Annotated in this window: 21 protein-coding genes; 11 read left to right on the plus strand and 10 right to left on the minus strand. The window is 58.8% G+C overall.

Going from position 1 to position 16,611, the window contains the following annotated elements:
- Nucleotides 1-39: 39 nt before the first annotated feature.
- Entirely contained in the window at nucleotides 40-1,566 is a 1,527-nt protein-coding gene (locus tag I6L49_RS17535) for a mechanosensitive ion channel domain-containing protein (protein ID WP_216950031.1), read from the minus strand.
- A 145-nt stretch (nucleotides 1,567-1,711) separates the two neighbouring features.
- Here I6L49_RS17535 and I6L49_RS17540 point away from each other — a divergent pair, with 145 nt between their 5' ends.
- Nucleotides 1,712-2,095, plus strand: a complete 384-nt coding sequence (locus I6L49_RS17540) for a hypothetical protein (RefSeq protein ID WP_040069030.1) — start codon at nucleotides 1,712-1,714, stop codon at nucleotides 2,093-2,095.
- A 12-nt stretch (nucleotides 2,096-2,107) separates the two neighbouring features.
- Here I6L49_RS17540 and I6L49_RS17545 read toward each other — a convergent pair whose 3' ends face one another.
- Together I6L49_RS17545 and yjgA are read right to left on the minus strand one after the other, a co-directional pair.
- A complete protein-coding gene (locus tag I6L49_RS17545) occupies nucleotides 2,108-2,890 on the minus strand; it encodes a gamma-glutamyl-gamma-aminobutyrate hydrolase family protein (RefSeq protein ID WP_216950032.1) in 783 nt (260 codons plus the stop codon).
- Between the two features lie 396 nt (nucleotides 2,891-3,286).
- A complete protein-coding gene (yjgA, locus tag I6L49_RS17550) occupies nucleotides 3,287-3,811 on the minus strand; it encodes a ribosome biogenesis factor YjgA (RefSeq protein ID WP_005336359.1) in 525 nt (174 codons plus the stop codon).
- Between the two features lie 113 nt (nucleotides 3,812-3,924).
- On the opposite strand from yjgA, the gene pmbA reads away from it, so the two are divergent.
- Nucleotides 3,925-5,268, plus strand: a complete 1,344-nt coding sequence (gene pmbA, locus I6L49_RS17555) for a metalloprotease PmbA (protein ID WP_216950033.1) — start codon at nucleotides 3,925-3,927, stop codon at nucleotides 5,266-5,268.
- 87 nt (nucleotides 5,269-5,355) lie between these two features.
- Here pmbA and murA read toward each other — a convergent pair whose 3' ends face one another.
- The 7 genes from murA to mlaF are packed head-to-tail and all read right to left on the minus strand — an operon-like array spanning nucleotide 5,356 to nucleotide 9,876.
- On the minus strand, nucleotides 5,356-6,612 hold the full coding sequence (gene murA, locus I6L49_RS17560) for a UDP-N-acetylglucosamine 1-carboxyvinyltransferase (RefSeq protein ID WP_005336355.1): 1,257 nt from the start codon (nucleotides 6,610-6,612) through the stop codon (nucleotides 5,356-5,358).
- A gap of 18 nt (nucleotides 6,613-6,630) precedes the next feature.
- A complete protein-coding gene (gene ibaG, locus I6L49_RS17565; protein WP_005306001.1) occupies nucleotides 6,631-6,888 on the minus strand; it encodes a BolA family iron metabolism protein IbaG in 258 nt (85 codons plus the stop codon).
- A complete protein-coding gene (locus I6L49_RS17570) occupies nucleotides 6,888-7,160 on the minus strand; it encodes a lipid asymmetry maintenance protein MlaB (protein WP_005336352.1) in 273 nt (90 codons plus the stop codon). Before I6L49_RS17570 ends, ibaG begins: the two co-directional genes overlap by 1 nt.
- Nucleotides 7,157-7,789: a phospholipid-binding protein MlaC gene (locus I6L49_RS17575; protein ID WP_005336350.1), complete on the minus strand. Its 633-nt coding sequence runs from the start codon at nucleotides 7,787-7,789 to the stop codon at nucleotides 7,157-7,159. Before I6L49_RS17575 ends, I6L49_RS17570 begins: the two co-directional genes overlap by 4 nt.
- 2 nt (nucleotides 7,790-7,791) lie before the next feature.
- Nucleotides 7,792-8,289: an outer membrane lipid asymmetry maintenance protein MlaD gene (gene mlaD, locus I6L49_RS17580; RefSeq protein ID WP_005336348.1), complete on the minus strand. Its 498-nt coding sequence runs from the start codon at nucleotides 8,287-8,289 to the stop codon at nucleotides 7,792-7,794.
- A 7-nt stretch (nucleotides 8,290-8,296) separates the two neighbouring features.
- Nucleotides 8,297-9,076 carry a lipid asymmetry maintenance ABC transporter permease subunit MlaE gene (gene mlaE / locus I6L49_RS17585; protein ID WP_005336345.1) on the minus strand — a complete coding sequence of 260 codons (780 nt, stop codon included), beginning with the start codon at nucleotides 9,074-9,076 and terminating at the stop codon, nucleotides 8,297-8,299.
- Nucleotides 9,076-9,876 carry a phospholipid ABC transporter ATP-binding protein MlaF gene (gene mlaF / locus I6L49_RS17590; RefSeq protein WP_005336343.1) on the minus strand — a complete coding sequence of 267 codons (801 nt, stop codon included), beginning with the start codon at nucleotides 9,874-9,876 and terminating at the stop codon, nucleotides 9,076-9,078. The genes mlaE and mlaF overlap by 1 nt, the downstream gene beginning before the upstream one ends.
- A 207-nt stretch (nucleotides 9,877-10,083) precedes the next feature.
- Here mlaF and I6L49_RS17595 point away from each other — a divergent pair, with 207 nt between their 5' ends.
- The 9 genes from I6L49_RS17595 (at nucleotide 10,084) to rapZ (ending at nucleotide 16,607) form a co-directional block, all read left to right on the plus strand.
- The gene (locus tag I6L49_RS17595) at nucleotides 10,084-11,079 is read left to right on the plus strand and encodes a KpsF/GutQ family sugar-phosphate isomerase (RefSeq protein ID WP_058057518.1); all 996 of its coding nucleotides are present in this window, start codon (nucleotides 10,084-10,086) and stop codon (nucleotides 11,077-11,079) included.
- Nucleotides 11,079-11,633, plus strand: coding sequence for a 3-deoxy-manno-octulosonate-8-phosphatase KdsC (gene kdsC, locus I6L49_RS17600; RefSeq protein ID WP_005336340.1), 555 nt, complete (start codon nucleotides 11,079-11,081; stop codon nucleotides 11,631-11,633). The genes I6L49_RS17595 and kdsC overlap by 1 nt, the downstream gene beginning before the upstream one ends.
- Nucleotides 11,630-12,190, plus strand: coding sequence for an LPS export ABC transporter periplasmic protein LptC (gene lptC / locus I6L49_RS17605; RefSeq protein WP_005336338.1), 561 nt, complete (start codon nucleotides 11,630-11,632; stop codon nucleotides 12,188-12,190). Before kdsC ends, lptC begins: the two co-directional genes overlap by 4 nt.
- Nucleotides 12,177-12,704 carry a lipopolysaccharide transport periplasmic protein LptA gene (gene lptA / locus I6L49_RS17610; protein ID WP_026034862.1) on the plus strand — a complete coding sequence of 176 codons (528 nt, stop codon included), beginning with the start codon at nucleotides 12,177-12,179 and terminating at the stop codon, nucleotides 12,702-12,704. The genes lptC and lptA overlap by 14 nt, the downstream gene beginning before the upstream one ends.
- Before the next feature lie 3 nt (nucleotides 12,705-12,707).
- On the plus strand, nucleotides 12,708-13,433 hold the full coding sequence (lptB, locus tag I6L49_RS17615; protein ID WP_005336333.1) for an LPS export ABC transporter ATP-binding protein: 726 nt from the start codon (nucleotides 12,708-12,710) through the stop codon (nucleotides 13,431-13,433).
- A 65-nt stretch (nucleotides 13,434-13,498) separates the two neighbouring features.
- Nucleotides 13,499-14,938, plus strand: coding sequence for an RNA polymerase factor sigma-54 (locus I6L49_RS17620; RefSeq protein ID WP_216950034.1), 1,440 nt, complete (start codon nucleotides 13,499-13,501; stop codon nucleotides 14,936-14,938).
- A 20-nt stretch (nucleotides 14,939-14,958) separates the two neighbouring features.
- Entirely contained in the window at nucleotides 14,959-15,246 is a 288-nt protein-coding gene (hpf, locus tag I6L49_RS17625) for a ribosome hibernation promoting factor (protein WP_005336323.1), read from the plus strand.
- Between the two features lie 2 nt (nucleotides 15,247-15,248).
- Complete coding sequence (gene ptsN, locus I6L49_RS17630; RefSeq protein WP_005336322.1) at nucleotides 15,249-15,695, plus strand: PTS IIA-like nitrogen regulatory protein PtsN; 447 nt, start codon at nucleotides 15,249-15,251, stop codon at nucleotides 15,693-15,695.
- Between the two features lie 45 nt (nucleotides 15,696-15,740).
- A complete protein-coding gene (gene rapZ, locus I6L49_RS17635) occupies nucleotides 15,741-16,607 on the plus strand; it encodes an RNase adapter RapZ (RefSeq protein ID WP_005336320.1) in 867 nt (288 codons plus the stop codon).
- Nucleotides 16,608-16,611 lie beyond the last annotated feature (4 nt).

The following is a 16,611-nucleotide window of genomic DNA, read 5'->3' on the forward strand; positions in this document are numbered from 1 at the left end:
GGTTCTCTCTTCACGTCCTCAATTCGATGCCATGCTACGTCATCTTCCGCCGAACAGCTTCATCAGTTTATCAAGCAGATCAAGCTGTTGTGGTGGTTGCTTCATGGCTTCCGCCTCCCGCTCCAGCAGCGCCCGCTGCTCCTGCTGGCGGTCGCTAAGCACCCGATAGAGGGGCTCGACCAGCGATTCCCGTTGCATCACCAGCTCCTGAAACATCCCCTGATTGATGCGATAGGTTTCGACGGTGGCCACCGCCCGCACAGTGAAGGAGCTGGGTTCGCCAGTGAGCAGGCTCAGTTCGCCAAAGAAGTCTCCCGCGTTGAGCGTACCAAGCTTCAGCTCTCGCCCTTCGACATTGACCACCATCTCGGCTTCCCCTTTAACCAGCACGAACAGCCAGCTGGAGACATCCCCCTGCTCCAGCATGATGTCGCCGCTGACGAAGGGGGCGAACTTCACCTGATCGGCCAGCTGGAGCAGCTCGTTCTCCTGCAACATGGCAAACAGCGGCAGCTTGCGCAGGGTATCGGTTCGTTCGGCGGTGTGGCGCTTGTGGCGGGCATCCAGATGCTGCTTCTCCTTGGCCATAAAGACGTTGAAGATCGGCGGGGTGAGGCGGCGATCGTTGCGGCGCAAGGCGGCGTCGATCAGGCTGCGCACCATGGAGTCGGTCGGATCGTCGCGAGCCAGGTCAGTGAGCCAGTAGCGCACCGCATAGCGGGCAATCCCTCCTTCGACGTTCATCAGCAGGCAGTCCGGTTGCGGATGCTTGGCGACGCAGGGGAGCTTGGTCTCTCGCAGGGATTTCTCGATCAGCGCGATGATCTGGGTCGGCAGGGTATCCAGGGTCAGATCGAACCAGACCCAGCGCCGCCACTGCAGCGGTTCGCCGCGACGGCGCCCGAGCACGGTGAAGCGCTGTTTAAGCAGGTGGCTGTTGGGGATGACCACAGTCTCCCAGTTGCGGGTCTCGATGGTGGTGGCTCGCCAGTTGATCTCCACCACCCGGCCCTGGGTGGTATCCACTTGCAGCCAGTCACCGATAGCGATGGAGTTGTCGAGCTGAATGGAGACCCCGGCCAGCAGGTTGCCCAGGGTGTCCTGCATGGCGAAGGCGATGACCGCAGTGATCACCGCCGAGGTGGTGACTATCTCCCCGAGCGCCATGCCGGAGGCGTAGAGGCGAAACAGACCCCAGCCGATATAGCCGATGGTTATGACGATATCGGCGATGATCCGCGGGATCCGCACATGGCAGAGGGGGAGTAGAAATTCGAACAGCAGGATCCCCCATATCTTGACCAGTATAAGGCCAGCCAGCAGGGTGGAGATCTCGATCAGCAATTGATGGGGCAGCGGCAGTTTGAACCAGCCCCCTTCCAGCTGGATCAGCAGGATCACCACCGCGCTTATCATCACGAAACTGAGCTCGGAGAGCAGCTCCCGTCGCTGTCCCGGACGGCGCCAGAAGTGGATCAGCATCAGGGAGAGGGTGAGCAAGGTCCAGAACGGGTGTTCGCCAATCCAGATCAGCGTCGGTAGCGCGGTGAGGTTTTCGCCAGCCATAGCAGCACCTTATTGTGGTTTTATTTCCAGCATAGCTGCTGCGGCGCGGGGAAATGGTGCGTTGGGGCGGCAATTTATTTATCCTGTGAAGAACCGGGCAAAGGAGTGCGATTGAGTGAAATTTTCAAAGAAAATCATCTGTTTGATGGCCCTGTTGCCATTGGCTGGCTGCGACCTGCTGGCCGAGAAGTATCGGGTCGAATTCCGGGATGGCTCCTGGCGTGAAATAGCCATTACCCCCTTCTCCAGCGAGGCGCGCTGGCGCGAGGGGTGTGCCACCGGCGAGGTGCTGAGCGACATGAAGGTGCCCATCAAGCGGGGTGACACGGTCAATGGCCGCGAGCAGTTGCTGATCGGCGGCGAGAAGTTCGAGCTGGATGACAATAACCTCTACCGCAGCAACGGCATGGTGTTTGGCCATTCGCCTGATCATATCCAGCGCGGGCTCAAGGGGATGGATATCTGCCGCACCTTGCGCCCCGAGCGGGGTGGACTGCCCAAGCTCAAGGCGCGCGGGTTTGGCGACTGAATCGATGAGGGGTTAACTCGCTGCCATCAATGCACAACGCTGGCGGCAGGCATCGCCAAAGGCTTGAAAGATCTTGATGGAGTGGGGGTTTTCATTGGCTTTCCACTCCGGATGCCACTGCACTGCCAGTAAAAAGGGTGACAGTGCGGGGGCATGAAGTGCCTCGATCAGCCCATCTTCGGCGTGGGCCAACGGCTCCAGACCCTTCCCCAACCGGTTGATGCCCTGTCCATGCAGGGAGTTGACCGGAATCTGTTCTTCCCCCATCAGTTCGGCAAACCAGCTGCCCGGCAGCAGTTTGATCTGATGGCTGGGCCCATACTGCTCGTCGACCGGATCGTCGGCATCCTCCCGGTGATCGTCATAACCCGGCTCGTTATAGACCTTCTGATGGATGTCTCCCCCCAGCGCCACGTTGATCTCCTGCATGCCGCGGCAGATACCGAGGATCGGCAAGCCACGGGCGAGCGCCCCCTTGATGAGGGGGAGATCGAACAGGTCGCGATCCCTGTCCTGCTGTTTCTCCGGCGTGAGGTTCTCCTGACCGTAGAGGGCTGGATCGATATTGGAACCGGCGCCGCTCAGATAGATGCCATCAGCCAGATCCAGATACTGCTCCAGATCGGTGGTGCCGCAGCAGGTGGGAACCAGCAGCGGGACGCAGCCGCTTATCTCCACCAGCGGCATGATGTATTTGTGGGTCATCACCTGATAGGCGTGGCCGTTTCGGGGCTGGGCGCCCATGGTCATCAGCACGACAGGTTTACGGGGAGCGGGAGGCTGGGGATTTGGCATAGGGCACCTTGATTATCCTTGGCGTTGAAGTCTCATCCTGCGCCTTGGGCAGGCCCTTGCAAACCGGCAGGGCAAGGGCATGCCTCAAGGCATGGTCATGGGATCCCGCGTCGGGCCGGGTGGCAGAATCGTTGGTCAGCCTGGGCAGCGACAGCCTGGATCCTCTCTTCAGTCTGCCAAGGCCGTTCAATATGTCAAACAAAATGATGCCAAATTGTTAACATTTATGTTTTGGTCTGCTCTGAAGCGGCGATTTAACGGGGTTGTTGAGATGGGCCGTTATGGCTGGGGTAGCAAAGTGGTGGATATATTAAACGCGCAGGGCTGGCGGGGGATGTGGAGAGGAAAAGGCATCAATAGAAACACGCCTCCCCGAGGGGAGGCGTGTTTCGGGGATCACAGCAGGTCTTCGATCTCGCCGCGCAGATACTGGTACATCTCGCGGTAGGCGACCGGCGGCTTGTTCAGCTCCCGCTCCTTGTTGGCGGAGCGGATCAGCTGGCGCAGCTTCTGGCGATCCAGCTCGTGGAACTGGGACATCAGCTCGTTGAGGGCGCTGTCACCTTCGGTGATCAGGCGCTCGCGCCACTGCTCCAGGCGATGCAGGCGCGCATTCACGGTGGAGTGACGGTTCTTGATGATGGAGAGCGCTTCGGCAATCGGCTCGATATCGCGGCTGCGCATCAGGCGGCCGATGAACTGCAGATGGCGACGGAAGGACTCATCCTTCTTCGGCTTGAGTTTGCGACCCAGCTCGACAGCTTCTGCAAGCTCTTCATCCAACGGGATTTTTTCCAGCTCGCTGTGGCTGAGGGAGACGATCTCTTCCCCCATTTTCTGCAATGCTTCGGCATCGCGCTTGAGCTGGCTCTTGCTGGGGCCCCAGTCTTCGAACTCGTTGTCGTCTTGATATTGACTCATCGGTCTCTTGATTCCTGTCATTCACGTTTGGCGGATATGTTACCAGCTTCTCCCGCTGGGCGCAGGGGTCTGATATGCTTACCCCCTTTCCTTCTTTCATACAGATGTGAGTTATGGATCAGCAAGACCAAATCCGCCAGGATCAAGCCCATCTCGAGGCCGTGGTTGCCGAAGCCCTGGAGATAGCCAAAGGACTGGGCGCCTCGCTGGCCGAAGTCTCCATCAGCAAGCAGACCGGGTTGTCGGTGAACACCCGGGGTTGTGAACTGGAAAGCATTGAATTCAATAAGGATGGCGCCCTCGGCATCGCCGTCTATCGCGATGGTTGCAAGGGATCTTCCTCGACCACCGATCTGAGCAAACCCGCCATTCGTGCCGCCGTTGAAGCGGCCATCGAGATTGCTCGCCACACCTCGGCCGATGATTGCGCCGGTCTGGCGGACGCCGAGCTGCTGGCCTGGGATGCCCCCGATCTGCAACTGTGCCACCAAATCGAACTGGATCCCCAGCGCGGCATCGAACTGGCCATCGAGTGCGAGCGGCTGGCGCTTGGTCGCGATGCCCGCATCAAGCACTCCGACGGTGCCGGTTTCTCCAGCCATCTCGGCATCAAGGTCTATGGCAACAGCCACGGCTTCGTCAAAGGTTATGCGGCATCGCGCAACTCTCTGAGCTGCGTGCTGATCGGCGAGCAGGATGGCGACATGCAGCGTGATTACGGCTACTCCTCCAGCCGTACCCTCGACGGGCTCTGGAGCACGCAGCGCATTGCCGACGAAGCCGTTGAGCGTACTGTCTCCCGCCTCGGCGCCCGCAAGATCTCTACCCGTCATGCACCTGTGCTGTTCCACCCAGACACTGCCTCTGGCCTGTGGGGCCACTTGGTGATGGCCATCAGCGGCGGTAACCTCTATCGCAAGTCGAGCTTCCTGCTCGACAAATTGGGCAAGCAGATCCTGCCCGAGTGGCTCACCATTCAGGAGTTCCCCCACCTGCTGGGCGGGCTCGCCAGTACCCCGTTCGATGGCGAAGGGGTGCGTACCCGCGACATGGATATCATCCGTAACGGTGAGCTGATGAGCTGGCTGCTTACCTCCTACTCTGCGCGCAAGCTGGGGCTGACTACTACGGGTCACGCCGGTGGCATCCACAACTGGCAGGTCTCCAATACTGGCCAGGATTTTCAAGGCATGCTGAAAGAGATGGGCACCGGTCTGCTGGTGACCGAGCTGATGGGGCAGGGGGTCAACATCGTCAATGGCGACTACTCCCGTGGCGCTGCCGGTTTCTGGGTCGAGAATGGCGAGATAGCCTATCCGGTCGAGGAGATCACCATCGCCGGCAATCTGGCCGAGATGTTCAGCCATATCGTGGCGGTAGGTCGTGACGAGGATGAGCGCTCCAGTCTCAAGACCGGCTCGGTGCTGGTAGAGAATATGAAGCTGGCGGGCCACTGATCCCGAGTTCAACAGAACCGAAACCATGAAAAAGGCCCCCTCGCCAACGGGAGGGGGCCTTTTTATCAGCCTGCGATCAGGGGGCTATCAGCCCTTGATGCGCTCGATGCGGCCACCCAGACCCTGCAGCTTCTGTTCGATGTCTTCGTAGCCACGGTCGATGTGATAGATACGGTCGACGATGGTGGAGCCTTCGGCCACGAAGCCGGCCAGTACCAGACTGGCGGAGGCGCGCAGATCGGTCGCCATTACCTGGGCACCCTTGAGTTGCTCGGTGTCACGGCAGATGGCTACGTTGCCCTGCAGTTCGATGTCTGCACCCATCCGTACCAGTTCGGGAACGTGCATGAAGCGGTTCTCGAAGATGGTCTCGGTGACCATGCCGGTGCCTTTGGCGACGGCGTTCAGCACGGTGAACTGTGCCTGCATGTCGGTCGGGAAGGCCGGGTAGGGGGCAGTCTTGATGGTGACCGGTTTGAGGGTGCGGCCAGTCATGTCGAGGGTGATCCAGTCTTCACCCTTCTCAATCAGGGCGCCAGCCTCTTCCAGCTTGACCAGTACCGCTTCCAGCAGGGTCGGGTCGGTCTTGCGGCAGGTGATCTTGCCGCCGGTGACTGCCGCACCCACCAGGAAGGTACCGGTTTCGATGCGGTCAGGCTGCACACTGTAGTTGCCGCCGTGCAGACGCTCGACACCGTCGATGGTCAGGGTGTCGGTGCCCGCACCCTGAATCTTGGCACCCAGGGTATTGAGGAAGTTGGCCAGATCGACCACTTCCGGCTCGCGTGCAGCGTTTTCGATCACGGTGCGGCCATCAGCCAGGGTGGCGGCCATCATCAGGTTTTCGGTACCGGTCACGGAGACCATATCCATCAGGATGTGAGCGCCTTTCAGGCGGCCATCGACACGGGCCTTGATGTAACCATCTTCGATGGTGATCTTGGCACCCATCAGCTCCAGGCCGTGGACGTGCAGGTTGACCGGACGGGCACCGATGGCGCAACCGCCTGGCAGGGAGACATCAGCGGCGCCGAAACGGGCAGCCAGCGGGCCCAGCGCCAGAATGGAGGCGCGCATGGTCTTCACCAGCTCGTAGGGAGCGACATGGTTGTTCACCGCACCTGTCAGCACGGTGACGTTGCCGTTGACCTTGGTGGTCGCGCCCAGCATCTCCAGCAGCTTGATGGTGGTGCCCACATCTTTCAGGCGCGGCACGTTGGAGAGGTGTACCTCTTCATCACAGAGCAGGGTCGCGAACAGGATCGGCAGTGCGGCGTTTTTGGCGCCGGAGATGGTCACTTCGCCGTTGAGAGTACAACGACCATCGATTTTGAATTTGTCCATTTTTACTTCGTTACCAAATCAGGAGGGCAATAGGAATTTACGTTCGCGTTTCCACTCGGCGTCGGTGAACGCCTTGATGGAGAGGGCGTGAATGGCGTTGCTGGCGATCTTGTCCATCAGCGGGGCATAGATGGCCTGCTGCTTCTTGACCCGGCTCATGCCGTCAAACATGTCACCGACGGCGATCACTTGGTAGTGACTACCGTCCCCTTTGACATGGACTTCGGACAATGGCAGAGCCTCAAGGAGTATCGCTTCAATTTCAGAGACTTGCATTATGCGTCCTCAGTTGTGAGCGGGGTTGACTGAAACAGCCCGGCCACCCCGTAGAGGTTGGCCAGGGTATAGAAATCACTGGAGGCGCCCACCAGTTGCGGTGTGGCGCCTCGCGCTAATACGGCTTTGGCCCATTTGACCAGCAGGGCCAGTCCGGCAGAGTCGAGGGTGGTGACGCCGCCGAGCTCGAGTTGGTCGTCCTGCCACCATTCGGCGCGGCGTTGCCACAGGTCATTGACCTGTGGCGCCTGCAGCTCACCGCTGAGAGTCATGGTTTGAGTACCAGCGGCTTGGCGTTGTGCTCGCGCAACTGGGCGATCACCGCATCGATGCCGTTCTGGCGGATCAAACCGCCCAGCTCGCTCTGCTTGGCGGAGAGCAGGCTGATCCCCTCTGCCACCATGTCGAAGGCTTTCCACTCGCCGGTCTTGTTGTTCTTGCGCAGCTTGAACTCGAGGAAGATGTCCGGCTTGCCGGCCTCTTTCACGCTGACGTTGACGGCGGTGATATTGCCGCTGGGAGCTTTGCCCGGCTCGACCTTGACGGTCTGCTTGTCAAAATGGGCCAGCGCATCGGCGTAGGAGCTCACCATGTACTCGGTGAACACCTCGACGAAGGCATTGCGCTGCGCTTCGGTGGTCTCTTTAATCTGGTTGCCAAGCACCTTGTAGGCGGCGAAGCGGTTGTCCACATAGGGCAGCAGCTCTTCGCGGATGATCACCCGCAGGTGATCCGGGTTGCTCTTCACTTGGGCCTGATCGGCTTTCAGGCGGGCAAAGGTCTGCTTGGCAGCCTGATCCACCAGCGCGTTGGGATCGGTGGCATCGACTGCGGCCTGGGCAGACAGGGAAAAGAGCATGCTGGTCATCAGACCCAGCAGCAGGGCGATTTTCTTGAACATGGTTACTCCTTCTTGCTGTCTGATTTGCTGTCGGAGGATTGGCTGTAGAGGAACTTGCCAATCAGATCTTCCAGCACGATGGCGGATTTGGTGTCTTCAATCAGGTCGCCATCCTTGAGCATCTCGGTGCCCATCTCCTCATCGCTGAAGCCGGGGGCCAGACCGATGTACTGCTCGCCGAGCAGACCGGAGGTGAGGATGGAGAGGGAGCTGGTATCGGCGAACTCGCCAGCGCTCTTTTGCATCATCAGGGTCACTTCGGGCACCTGGGTTTTCGGGTCCAGTACGATGTCGCTGACCCGACCGACCACCACGCCGCCGACCTTGACCGGCGAACGGACTTTCAGGCCGCCGATATTATCGAAATGCGCGCGCAGGGTATAGGTTTCTCCTTCCGGTTTGAAGCTCAAACCGGCCACTTGCAGGGCCAGTGCCAGAATGGCACCGATGCCAGCCAGCATGAAGGTGCCGACCAGGAATTCTACTTTGCTGAACTTCATCTTTACCTTATCCAAACATGACTGCAGTGAGTATAAAATCCAGGCCGAGCACGGCGAGGGATGAGTGGACCACAGTTCGGGTCGTGGCCTGACTGATCCCGGCCGAGGTCGGCTTGGCATCATAGCCGTTAAAGAGCGCAATCCAGGTGACCACCAGGGCGAAAATCAGGCTCTTGATGGCGCCCTGCATGATGTCTTCATGCCAGTCGACGGAGGCCTGCATGGCAGACCAGAAGCCCCCTTCGTCCACGCCGAGCCAGTCCACGCCGACCAGCTTGCCGCCGAAGATGCCGATCAGGCTGAACATAAAGGCCAGCAGCGGCATACTGATGACGCCAGCCCAGAAGCGGGGGGCAACCACCCGGCGCAGCGGGTCGACCGCCATCATCTCTAGGCTTGAAAGCTGCTCGGTGGCCTTCATCAGGCCAATTTCAGCGGTCAGGGCCGAACCGGCACGGCCGGCAAACAGTAGCGCCGTGACCACAGGACCCAGCTCCCGCAGCAGGGAGAGGGAGACCAGCGGCCCCAGACTCTGCTCGGCGCCGAAATCCTTCAATACGTTGTAACCCTGCAGCGAGAGCACCATGCCGATGAACAGGCCGGAGACCAGAATGATGGCTACCGACTGTACGCCCACCACATACAACTGCTGGACAAGCAGCGGGAAGTGCTTGCGCGGCTCGGGTTTGCCCGCCAGCGCATGGAACAACATGATGGTGGCGCGACCGACGGAGCTGATAAACCGCACTCCGACCCGCCCCAGCTTGCTTATTTGACTTATCAACATCAGAGATCCTGTAGCAGATCGCCTGCCGGAAAATGAAACGGAACAGGACCATCGGGCAATCCTTTGAGGAACTGCTCGACTTCGGGATTGTGCTCCTCGCGCAGCTGATCCGGTGTGCCGTGCGCCACCACCTTGCGATTGGCGATGATGTAGGCGTAATCGGCGATGCTCAGCACCTCTTTCACATCGTGGGTGACGATGACGGAGGTGATGCCGAGGGCATCGTTCAGCTCCTTGATCAGCTTGACCAGCACCGCCATGGTGATGGGATCCTGCCCGACGAACGGCTCGTCATACATGATGAGGTCGGGGTCAAGGGCGATGGCCCGTGCCAGCGCCGCCCGGCGCGCCATGCCGCCGGAGAGCTCGGAGGGCATTAGTTTCGCTGCGCCGCGCAAGCCCACCGCCTGCAGTTTCATCATGACGATGGTGTGGATCAGCTCCTCCGGCAGGCCGGAGTGCTCCCGCAGCGGGAAGGCCACGTTGTCGTAGACCGTCATGCCGGTAAACAGGGCGCCGCTCTGGAACAGCATGCTCATCCGCTTGCGCACTTCATAGAGGCGCGAACGGGAGAGGGTGGGGATATCTTCCCCGTCAAACAGAATGTGACCGGACTCCGGCTTGAGCTGGCCACCGATCAGCCGCAGCAGGGTGGTTTTACCGATGCCGCTCGGGCCCATGACGGCGGTTACCTTGCCACGAGGAATGGTCAGGTTGATCCCGTCATACAACAGCCGATCTCCGTGACTGAAGGTCAGATCGGAGATGGTGATCAGGTCATTGTTCAAACAATTGTCCATCCGGTGTAAATGAGGTGCGAATTTTATGGGGTAGTCTAGGTCTAAGCAACAGCAAGGAACAACTATTGAACAGGCTGCAAGCCCATTTGCACGACAGTTTTCTGTAACAAAGTGCGTCATCGAGAGCGGGACTTGCCATCCGATTCGCTTATCCGGGCAGACTTTTTTATAATCCCGCAGCTAATTTCGGCCCGGAGCTGTGTCTTTATGTCTGTAAAGCCTGAGAAAGTGTCTGAACTGTTCGATTTTCGTCGCAGTGCCCGCGCGGTGCTGGACACAGAAAAGCAAGCCATTGATGGACTCTATCAGTATCTGAACGACGCCTTCGACAAGGCGTGCGAAATGGTGCTGCGCTGCGGTGGCAAGATAGTGGTCACCGGCATGGGCAAATCGGGCCATATCGGCAGCAAGATCGCCGCCACCCTCGCCAGCACCGGCACCCCTGCCTTCTTCCTCCATCCGGGGGAAGCGAGTCACGGCGATCTGGGGATGATCTCCAGCGGCGATCTTATCATCGCCATCTCCAACTCCGGTGAGAGCGACGAAATCCTGGCCCTGCTGCCGGTACTAAAGCGCCGCGGCATTCCGCTCATCTGCATGACCGGTAATCCCGCCTCCACCATGGCCAAAGAGGCCAACGTGCATCTGTGCATCAAGGTGGAGAAAGAGGCCTGCCCGCTGGGTCTGGCACCCACTTCCAGCACCACGGCAACCCTGGTGATGGGCGATGCCCTGGCGGTCGCCCTGCTGGAAGCACGCGGTTTTACCGCCGATGACTTCGCCCTCTCTCACCCGGGCGGTTCCCTTGGCAAGCGTCTGTTGCTGCGGGTTGGCGATCTGATGCACAGTGGCGAGCTGTTGCCCCGGGTGGGGATAGATGCCACCATCAGCCAGGCGCTGCTGGAAGTGAGCCGCAAGGGGCTCGGTATGACGGCGGTGGTCGATGGCAATGGCCTGCTGGCCGGGCTCTTTACCGATGGCGACCTGCGCCGCATTCTTGACCAGCAGATCGATATCCATCACACCCCCATCAGCCGCGTGATGACGGCCAACTGTGTTACCGTAGGTCCAGAGATGATGGCTGCAGAAGCCGTCAAGCTGATGGAAACGAGAAAAATCAACGGATTACTGGTCGTGGATGAAGAGAAACGCCCGCTCGGCGCCTTCAACATGCACGACCTGCTGAAAGCCGGAGTAATTTGATGCAAAACGTACCGACCCTCTATGGTCCGGTGACGCGCAGCCAGTTCGACAAGGCGGCGCAAATCCGCCTGCTGGTGTGCGATGTGGACGGGGTGCTCTCCAACGGCCTCATCTACATGGGAAACAACGGCGAAGAGCTGAAAACCTTCTGCACCCGCGATGGTGCGGGCATGCGAGCACTGCTCAATGCCGGGATCGAGATCGCCATCATCACCGGGCGCAACTCCCGTATCGTCAGCGATCGGATGAAAAGCCTGGGGGTGGCTCATGTGGTGCAGGGGGCTGATAAAAAGCTGCCTCACTTCGAAGCGCTGCTGGCCAAGCTGGGGCTGACTGCTGAACAGGCCGCCTATATGGGCGATGACACCATCGATCTGCCGGTGATGCAGGTCTGTGGGCTCGGCATTGCCGTGGCCGATGCCCATCCGCTGGTGCTGAGTCGTGCCGATATGGTGACCCGGCTTGGCGGTGGCATGGGCGCGGTGCGCGAGGTGTGTGACCTCATTTTGCAGGCGCAGGGCCATGACGATTATCAGCCCGAGGCCTCGGTATGAGCAGACAGACCCTGTTGTTTGCCCTGCTGTTTCTGGTCGCGTTGGTTGCCTGGCAGTTGGGCAAGGTGGAGCTGGTGCCTGAGAGCGCCGTCAAAATCGAAAACTATCAGCCGGATTTTGTCGCCAAAGATCTGGTGACCACCCGTTTTGATATCAACGGCAAGCGCACCGAGCGGCTGGAGTCGACCTACGCCGAGTATTATCAAATCCTCGAGCAGGCCACCTTCGACAAGCCGGTGGTCTACATGTATGACGATCAGGGTGCCGCAGAGTGGAAGGTGACCGCCGAAACCGGCGTGCTCAACACCGGCGACAACGTCATCCTGCGGGACAAGGTGCATCTGGATGGTCTGCTGCCCACCTCCTTTATCTCCACACTGGATACCCCCTATCTGGAGCTGGATCTGGTGACACAGGATGTGCGCAGCAACCGGGAAGTGAACATTCTGGGTCGGGATTTCCAGACCCAAGGGGTTGGCCTCAAGGGCCATCTGGACCGCAAATATTTTGAGTTACTGGATCAAGGCCATGCCATCTATTTCAATGAAAAACGCTAATCTGGCCCTCGCAACCCTGTTGTTGTGTGGTGCGGTGACTGCCAAAGAGTCCGACTTTGCCGAGAAGGTCTACGTCGATGCCGTCAAACAGGTGGCCGAGATGCAGGACAACCGCATCACCTTCGAAGAGGATGTGACCATCAATCAGGGCACCATCCGGATCAAGGCTGACAAGGTGGTAGTGACCCGCTCCGGCGAGAAAGGGGCGGAGGTGATGACTGCCTACGGCAAACCCGCCACCTTCTTCCAGATCCTGGATAACGGCAAGCCGGTCAATGCCCACGGCAATACCATCCGCTACGAGCTGAAGAACCGGCTGGTGACTATCACCGGCAACGGTCAGCTCAAGCAGGAAGATAGCCAGGTCAATGGCGATCTGATCCGCTACGACATCGTCAAACAGAAGATGATTGCCGAGAGCAAGAGCCCGAGCCAGCGGGTCAAAACCGTGTTCCTGCCGGATCAGGTAGAGAATTTCGACAAGCCCGCCGACCAGAAGAAGCAGGGAAAATAAGCCATGGCAGTGTTAAAAGCAGTGGGCCTGCAGAAGAGCTATAAGCGCCGCATGGTGGTGAGTGACGTCAGCCTTGAAGTGGGCACCGGCCAGATTGTCGGCCTGCTCGGCCCCAACGGGGCGGGCAAGACCACCTCCTTCTACATGATCGTGGGGCTGGTACAACGCGATGCCGGTCTCATCACCATCGACGATCAGGACATCAGCCTGCAGCCCATGCATGTGCGGGCGCGTAACGGCATCGGTTACCTGCCGCAGGAGGCCTCCATCTTCCGTCGCCTGTCGGTGTTCGACAACCTGATGGGAGTGATGCAGACTCGCAAGGGGTTGAGTCGCGAGGAGCGTGAGGACAAGGTTCAGCAACTGCTGGAAGAGTTCAACATCACCCACATTCGCGACAACCTGGGTCAGAGCCTCTCCGGCGGTGAGCGCCGTCGGGTCGAGATCGCCCGTGCGCTGGCGGCTGAGCCGCGTTTTATTCTGCTGGATGAACCCTTTGCAGGGGTTGACCCGATTTCTGTGATAGACATCAAGAAGATCATTCAGCATCTGAAAGATAGAGGCCTTGGCGTCTTGATTACCGACCACAACGTCAGAGAGACTCTGGACGTATGTGAGAAGGCCTATATCGTCAGCCACGGCAAGATGATTGCCGAAGGTGCACCGGCTGACATCCTTGCCGATGAGCAGGTCAAGCGCGTCTATTTGGGCGATCAATTCAGTCTATAGTAAGGGGGCATGCCTTCATTTCCTTTGACGAGTGCCTCGCTGAACATAAGGATATCCCGACGTAGATGAAGCCGACATTACAGTTGCGTCTCGGTCAGTCCCTGACCATGACGCCGCAATTACAACAAGCGATTCGTCTGCTCCAGCTCTCCACTCTGGAACTTCAGCAGGAAATTCAGCAAGCGCTCGAAAACAACCCTCTGCTGGAGCAGGAAGAGAGCGAGGCGCAAGAGACCAGTCCGGAAGCGCCGGTCGATGCCAGCCAGCTGGATTCCAGCGATGCCATGGCCCAGGAGCAGATGCCGGATGAGTTGCCGGTGGATACCACCTGGGACGAGGTTTACTCTGCCGGCACCGCCCAGAGCGCGGGCCCCATCCACGATGGGGAAGATAGCGTCTATCAGGGTGAAACCACCGAAAACCTGCAGGATTATCTGCTGTGGCAGATGCGGCTCACACCGTTCAGCGATGTGGATGCCGCCATCGCGCTCGCCATCATCGATGCTATCGACGAATCCGGTTATCTGACCGTTGCGCTGGAGGATATCCAGGCTGCCGTCACCAGCGATGACGTAGAGGTGGAGCTCGATGAGGTAGAGGCGGTACTCAAGCGGGTGCAGCACTTCGATCCGGTCGGTATTGCAGCCCGTTCTGTGCAGGAGTGTTTGCTGATCCAGCTGGATCAGTATGACCCGCAGACCCCCTGGCTCAACGAGGCCAAGGAGGTGATCCTCGAGCACATGGAGCTGCTCGGCAACCGGGATTACCGCACCCTCGCCCGCAAGACAAAACTCAAGGAGAGCGACCTCAAGGAGGTGCTGGATCTGATCCAGCTGCTGGAGCCGCGTCCCGGCAACGGCATCATCCAGAGCGACTCCCAGTACGTGATCCCCGACGTCTCCGTGGTCAAGAAGGGCATCAAGTGGGTGGTCGAGCTCAATCCCGACTCCGCCCCCCGCATCCGGGTCAACGAGACCTATGCCGCCATGGCCCGCAACGCCCGCAGCAGCACCGACACCCAGTTTATCCGCTCCCATTTGCAGGAAGCCAAGTGGTTCATCAAGAGCCTGGAAAGTCGCAATGACACCCTGCTGAAAGTGGCCAGTTGCATTGTCGAGCAGCAACAGGGCTTTTTCGAGTATGGTGAAGAGGCGATGAAGCCGATGGTGCTCAATGACATCGCCGAAGCGGTGGAGATGCATGAGTCGACCATCTCCCGGGTGACGACCCAGAAGTACATGCATACCCCCCGTGGTATCTTCGAATTGAAGTTTTTTTTCTCCAGCCATGTGAACACCGAAGGAGGAGGAGAGTGCTCATCGACCGCAATTCGCGCGCTCATCAAGAAGCTGGTCACGGCAGAGAATCCTGCCAAGCCGTTAAGTGATAGCAAGATCGCGGATTTGCTGGCCGAACAGGGTATTATGGTGGCGAGACGCACGATCGCTAAGTATCGCGAATCCTTGTTTATCCCACCTTCCAATCAGCGCAAACGCCTGGTTTAGGCAAACAAAAGGATGATGTTATGCAAATTAACCTGACCGGACACCATGTCGAGATCACCGAAGCTCTGCGTGATTATGTGAATAACAAATTTGCCAAACTCGAGCGTCACTTCGACCACATCAACAATGTTCATGTGGTGCTTAGCGTGGAAAAACTGAACCAGATAGCGGAAGCCAAATTGCACGTCAGCGGTGGCGAAGTGTTTGCCAACTCTGAACATGCCGATATGTATGCTGCGATAGACACCTTGCTCGACAAGCTGGACAGGCAGATCATCAAGCACAAAGATAAGTTAAATAAAAAATAACCATGCAACTTGAACACATACTGAGTCGGGACTGCACCAAGAGTGCAGTCCCTTGTACCAGCAAGAAACGCGCCCTCGAGATCATCAGCGAGCTGGCCGCCGAACGCCTTGGCACCTCCCGCCAGGCGCTGTTTGAATGCTTACTGGCCCGCGAAAAAATGGGTAGTACCGGGATCGGTGCCGGTATTGCGATCCCCCACGGTCGCATTGACGATGAGTTCCCGCCAACCGCGATCCTGATGACCTTTGCCGACCCTATTCCTTTCGACTCCATCGACAATCAACCGGTTGACCTGCTGTTTGCCTTGCTGGTGCCGGAAAGCGAGTGCAAGCAGCATCTCAAGACCCTTTCTCTGATGGCTTCCAAGCTGGGTGACAAGGCGGTTTGCCGCCAGTTGCGTCAGGCAACCAGCGACGAAGAGCTCTATCAGATCATGACCTCGGCCTGACAGCAGGCCAAGGATGAGACACCCGTTTTGGCGTGAGGGAACAAGATGCAGTTAATCGTGGTAAGTGGACGTTCGGGCTCCGGTAAAACGGTAGCCCTGCGAGTGCTGGAAGATCTGGGTTACTACTGTGTGGACAACCTGCCGGTCAATCTGTTGCCCCAGCTGATTGTCTCGGTGGAGAGCCAGTACGACAAGCTGGCGGTCAGTATTGATGTGCGCAACCTGCCGAGCGATCCGGAGAAACTGGAAAATTTGCTGGCTCAAGTGCGCAATGAGGGGCGGGTTGAGTTCTCCAGCTTCTTCTTCGACGCCGACAACGGCACCCTGCTCAAGCGCTATGGTGAGAGCCGCCGCTTGCACCCCCTCTCACGCAACAAGCTGTCGCTGGATGAGGCGATTCGGGAGGAGACCCACCTGCTGGCGCCCATCTCCTCGACCGCTGACCTGCGTATCGACACCACCACCCTCAGCATTCACGACCTGAGCGAGCTCATCAAGACCCGGGTGCTTGGGAAGAAAGAGAACGAGCTGGTGCTGGTGTTCGAGTCGTTCGGCTTCAAGTACGGCATTCCCAAGGATGCCGACTTCGTGTTCGATGCTCGCTTCCTGCCCAATCCGCACTGGATCCCCGAGCTCAAGCCGTTCACTGGCAAGGATGAGCCGGTTGCCAACTACCTCTCGGCGCAAGCTGATGTGATGCTGTTTACCCAGCAGATCGAAAATATGCTGGCGACCTGGTTGCCCCATCTGGAGCGCAACAATCGCAGCTACCTCACGGTCGGCATCGGTTGCACCGGTGGTCAGCACCGCTCGGTCTTTATTGCAGAGCGGCTGGCCAGTGCATTCCGTTTGCTTGGCAAGAACGTGCAGATCCGCCACCGCACTCTCGACAAGAGTGCCCCCCAATCCTGACGGA

It is taken from the genome of Aeromonas sp. FDAARGOS 1419 (assembly GCF_019047045.1).
Classification (GTDB): Bacteria; Pseudomonadota; Gammaproteobacteria; order Enterobacterales; family Aeromonadaceae; genus Aeromonas; species Aeromonas veronii.

Coding starts and splice junctions, on each gene's coding strand:
- I6L49_RS17535 (WP_216950031.1), bottom strand. CDS start 1,566: ATGGCTGGCGAAAACCTCACCGCGCTACCGACGCTGATCTGGATTGGC.
- I6L49_RS17540 (WP_040069030.1), top strand. CDS start 1,712: ATGGCCCTGTTGCCATTGGCTGGCTGCGACCTGCTGGCCGAGAAGTAT.
- I6L49_RS17545 (WP_216950032.1), bottom strand. CDS start 2,890: ATGCCAAATCCCCAGCCTCCCGCTCCCCGTAAACCTGTCGTGCTGATG.
- yjgA (WP_005336359.1), bottom strand. CDS start 3,811: ATGAGTCAATATCAAGACGACAACGAGTTCGAAGACTGGGGCCCCAGC.
- pmbA (WP_216950033.1), top strand. CDS start 3,925: ATGGATCAGCAAGACCAAATCCGCCAGGATCAAGCCCATCTCGAGGCC.
- murA (WP_005336355.1), bottom strand. CDS start 6,612: ATGGACAAATTCAAAATCGATGGTCGTTGTACTCTCAACGGCGAAGTG.
- ibaG (WP_005306001.1), bottom strand. CDS start 6,888: ATGCAAGTCTCTGAAATTGAAGCGATACTCCTTGAGGCTCTGCCATTG.
- I6L49_RS17570 (WP_005336352.1), bottom strand. CDS start 7,160: ATGACTCTCAGCGGTGAGCTGCAGGCGCCACAGGTCAATGACCTGTGG.
- I6L49_RS17575 (WP_005336350.1), bottom strand. CDS start 7,789: ATGTTCAAGAAAATCGCCCTGCTGCTGGGTCTGATGACCAGCATGCTC.
- mlaD (WP_005336348.1), bottom strand. CDS start 8,289: ATGAAGTTCAGCAAAGTAGAATTCCTGGTCGGCACCTTCATGCTGGCT.
- mlaE (WP_005336345.1), bottom strand. CDS start 9,076: ATGTTGATAAGTCAAATAAGCAAGCTGGGGCGGGTCGGAGTGCGGTTT.
- mlaF (WP_005336343.1), bottom strand. CDS start 9,876: ATGGACAATTGTTTGAACAATGACCTGATCACCATCTCCGATCTGACC.
- I6L49_RS17595 (WP_058057518.1), top strand. CDS start 10,084: ATGTCTGTAAAGCCTGAGAAAGTGTCTGAACTGTTCGATTTTCGTCGC.
- kdsC (WP_005336340.1), top strand. CDS start 11,079: ATGCAAAACGTACCGACCCTCTATGGTCCGGTGACGCGCAGCCAGTTC.
- lptC (WP_005336338.1), top strand. CDS start 11,630: ATGAGCAGACAGACCCTGTTGTTTGCCCTGCTGTTTCTGGTCGCGTTG.
- lptA (WP_026034862.1), top strand. CDS start 12,177: ATGAAAAACGCTAATCTGGCCCTCGCAACCCTGTTGTTGTGTGGTGCG.
- lptB (WP_005336333.1), top strand. CDS start 12,708: ATGGCAGTGTTAAAAGCAGTGGGCCTGCAGAAGAGCTATAAGCGCCGC.
- I6L49_RS17620 (WP_216950034.1), top strand. CDS start 13,499: ATGAAGCCGACATTACAGTTGCGTCTCGGTCAGTCCCTGACCATGACG.
- hpf (WP_005336323.1), top strand. CDS start 14,959: ATGCAAATTAACCTGACCGGACACCATGTCGAGATCACCGAAGCTCTG.
- ptsN (WP_005336322.1), top strand. CDS start 15,249: ATGCAACTTGAACACATACTGAGTCGGGACTGCACCAAGAGTGCAGTC.
- rapZ (WP_005336320.1), top strand. CDS start 15,741: ATGCAGTTAATCGTGGTAAGTGGACGTTCGGGCTCCGGTAAAACGGTA.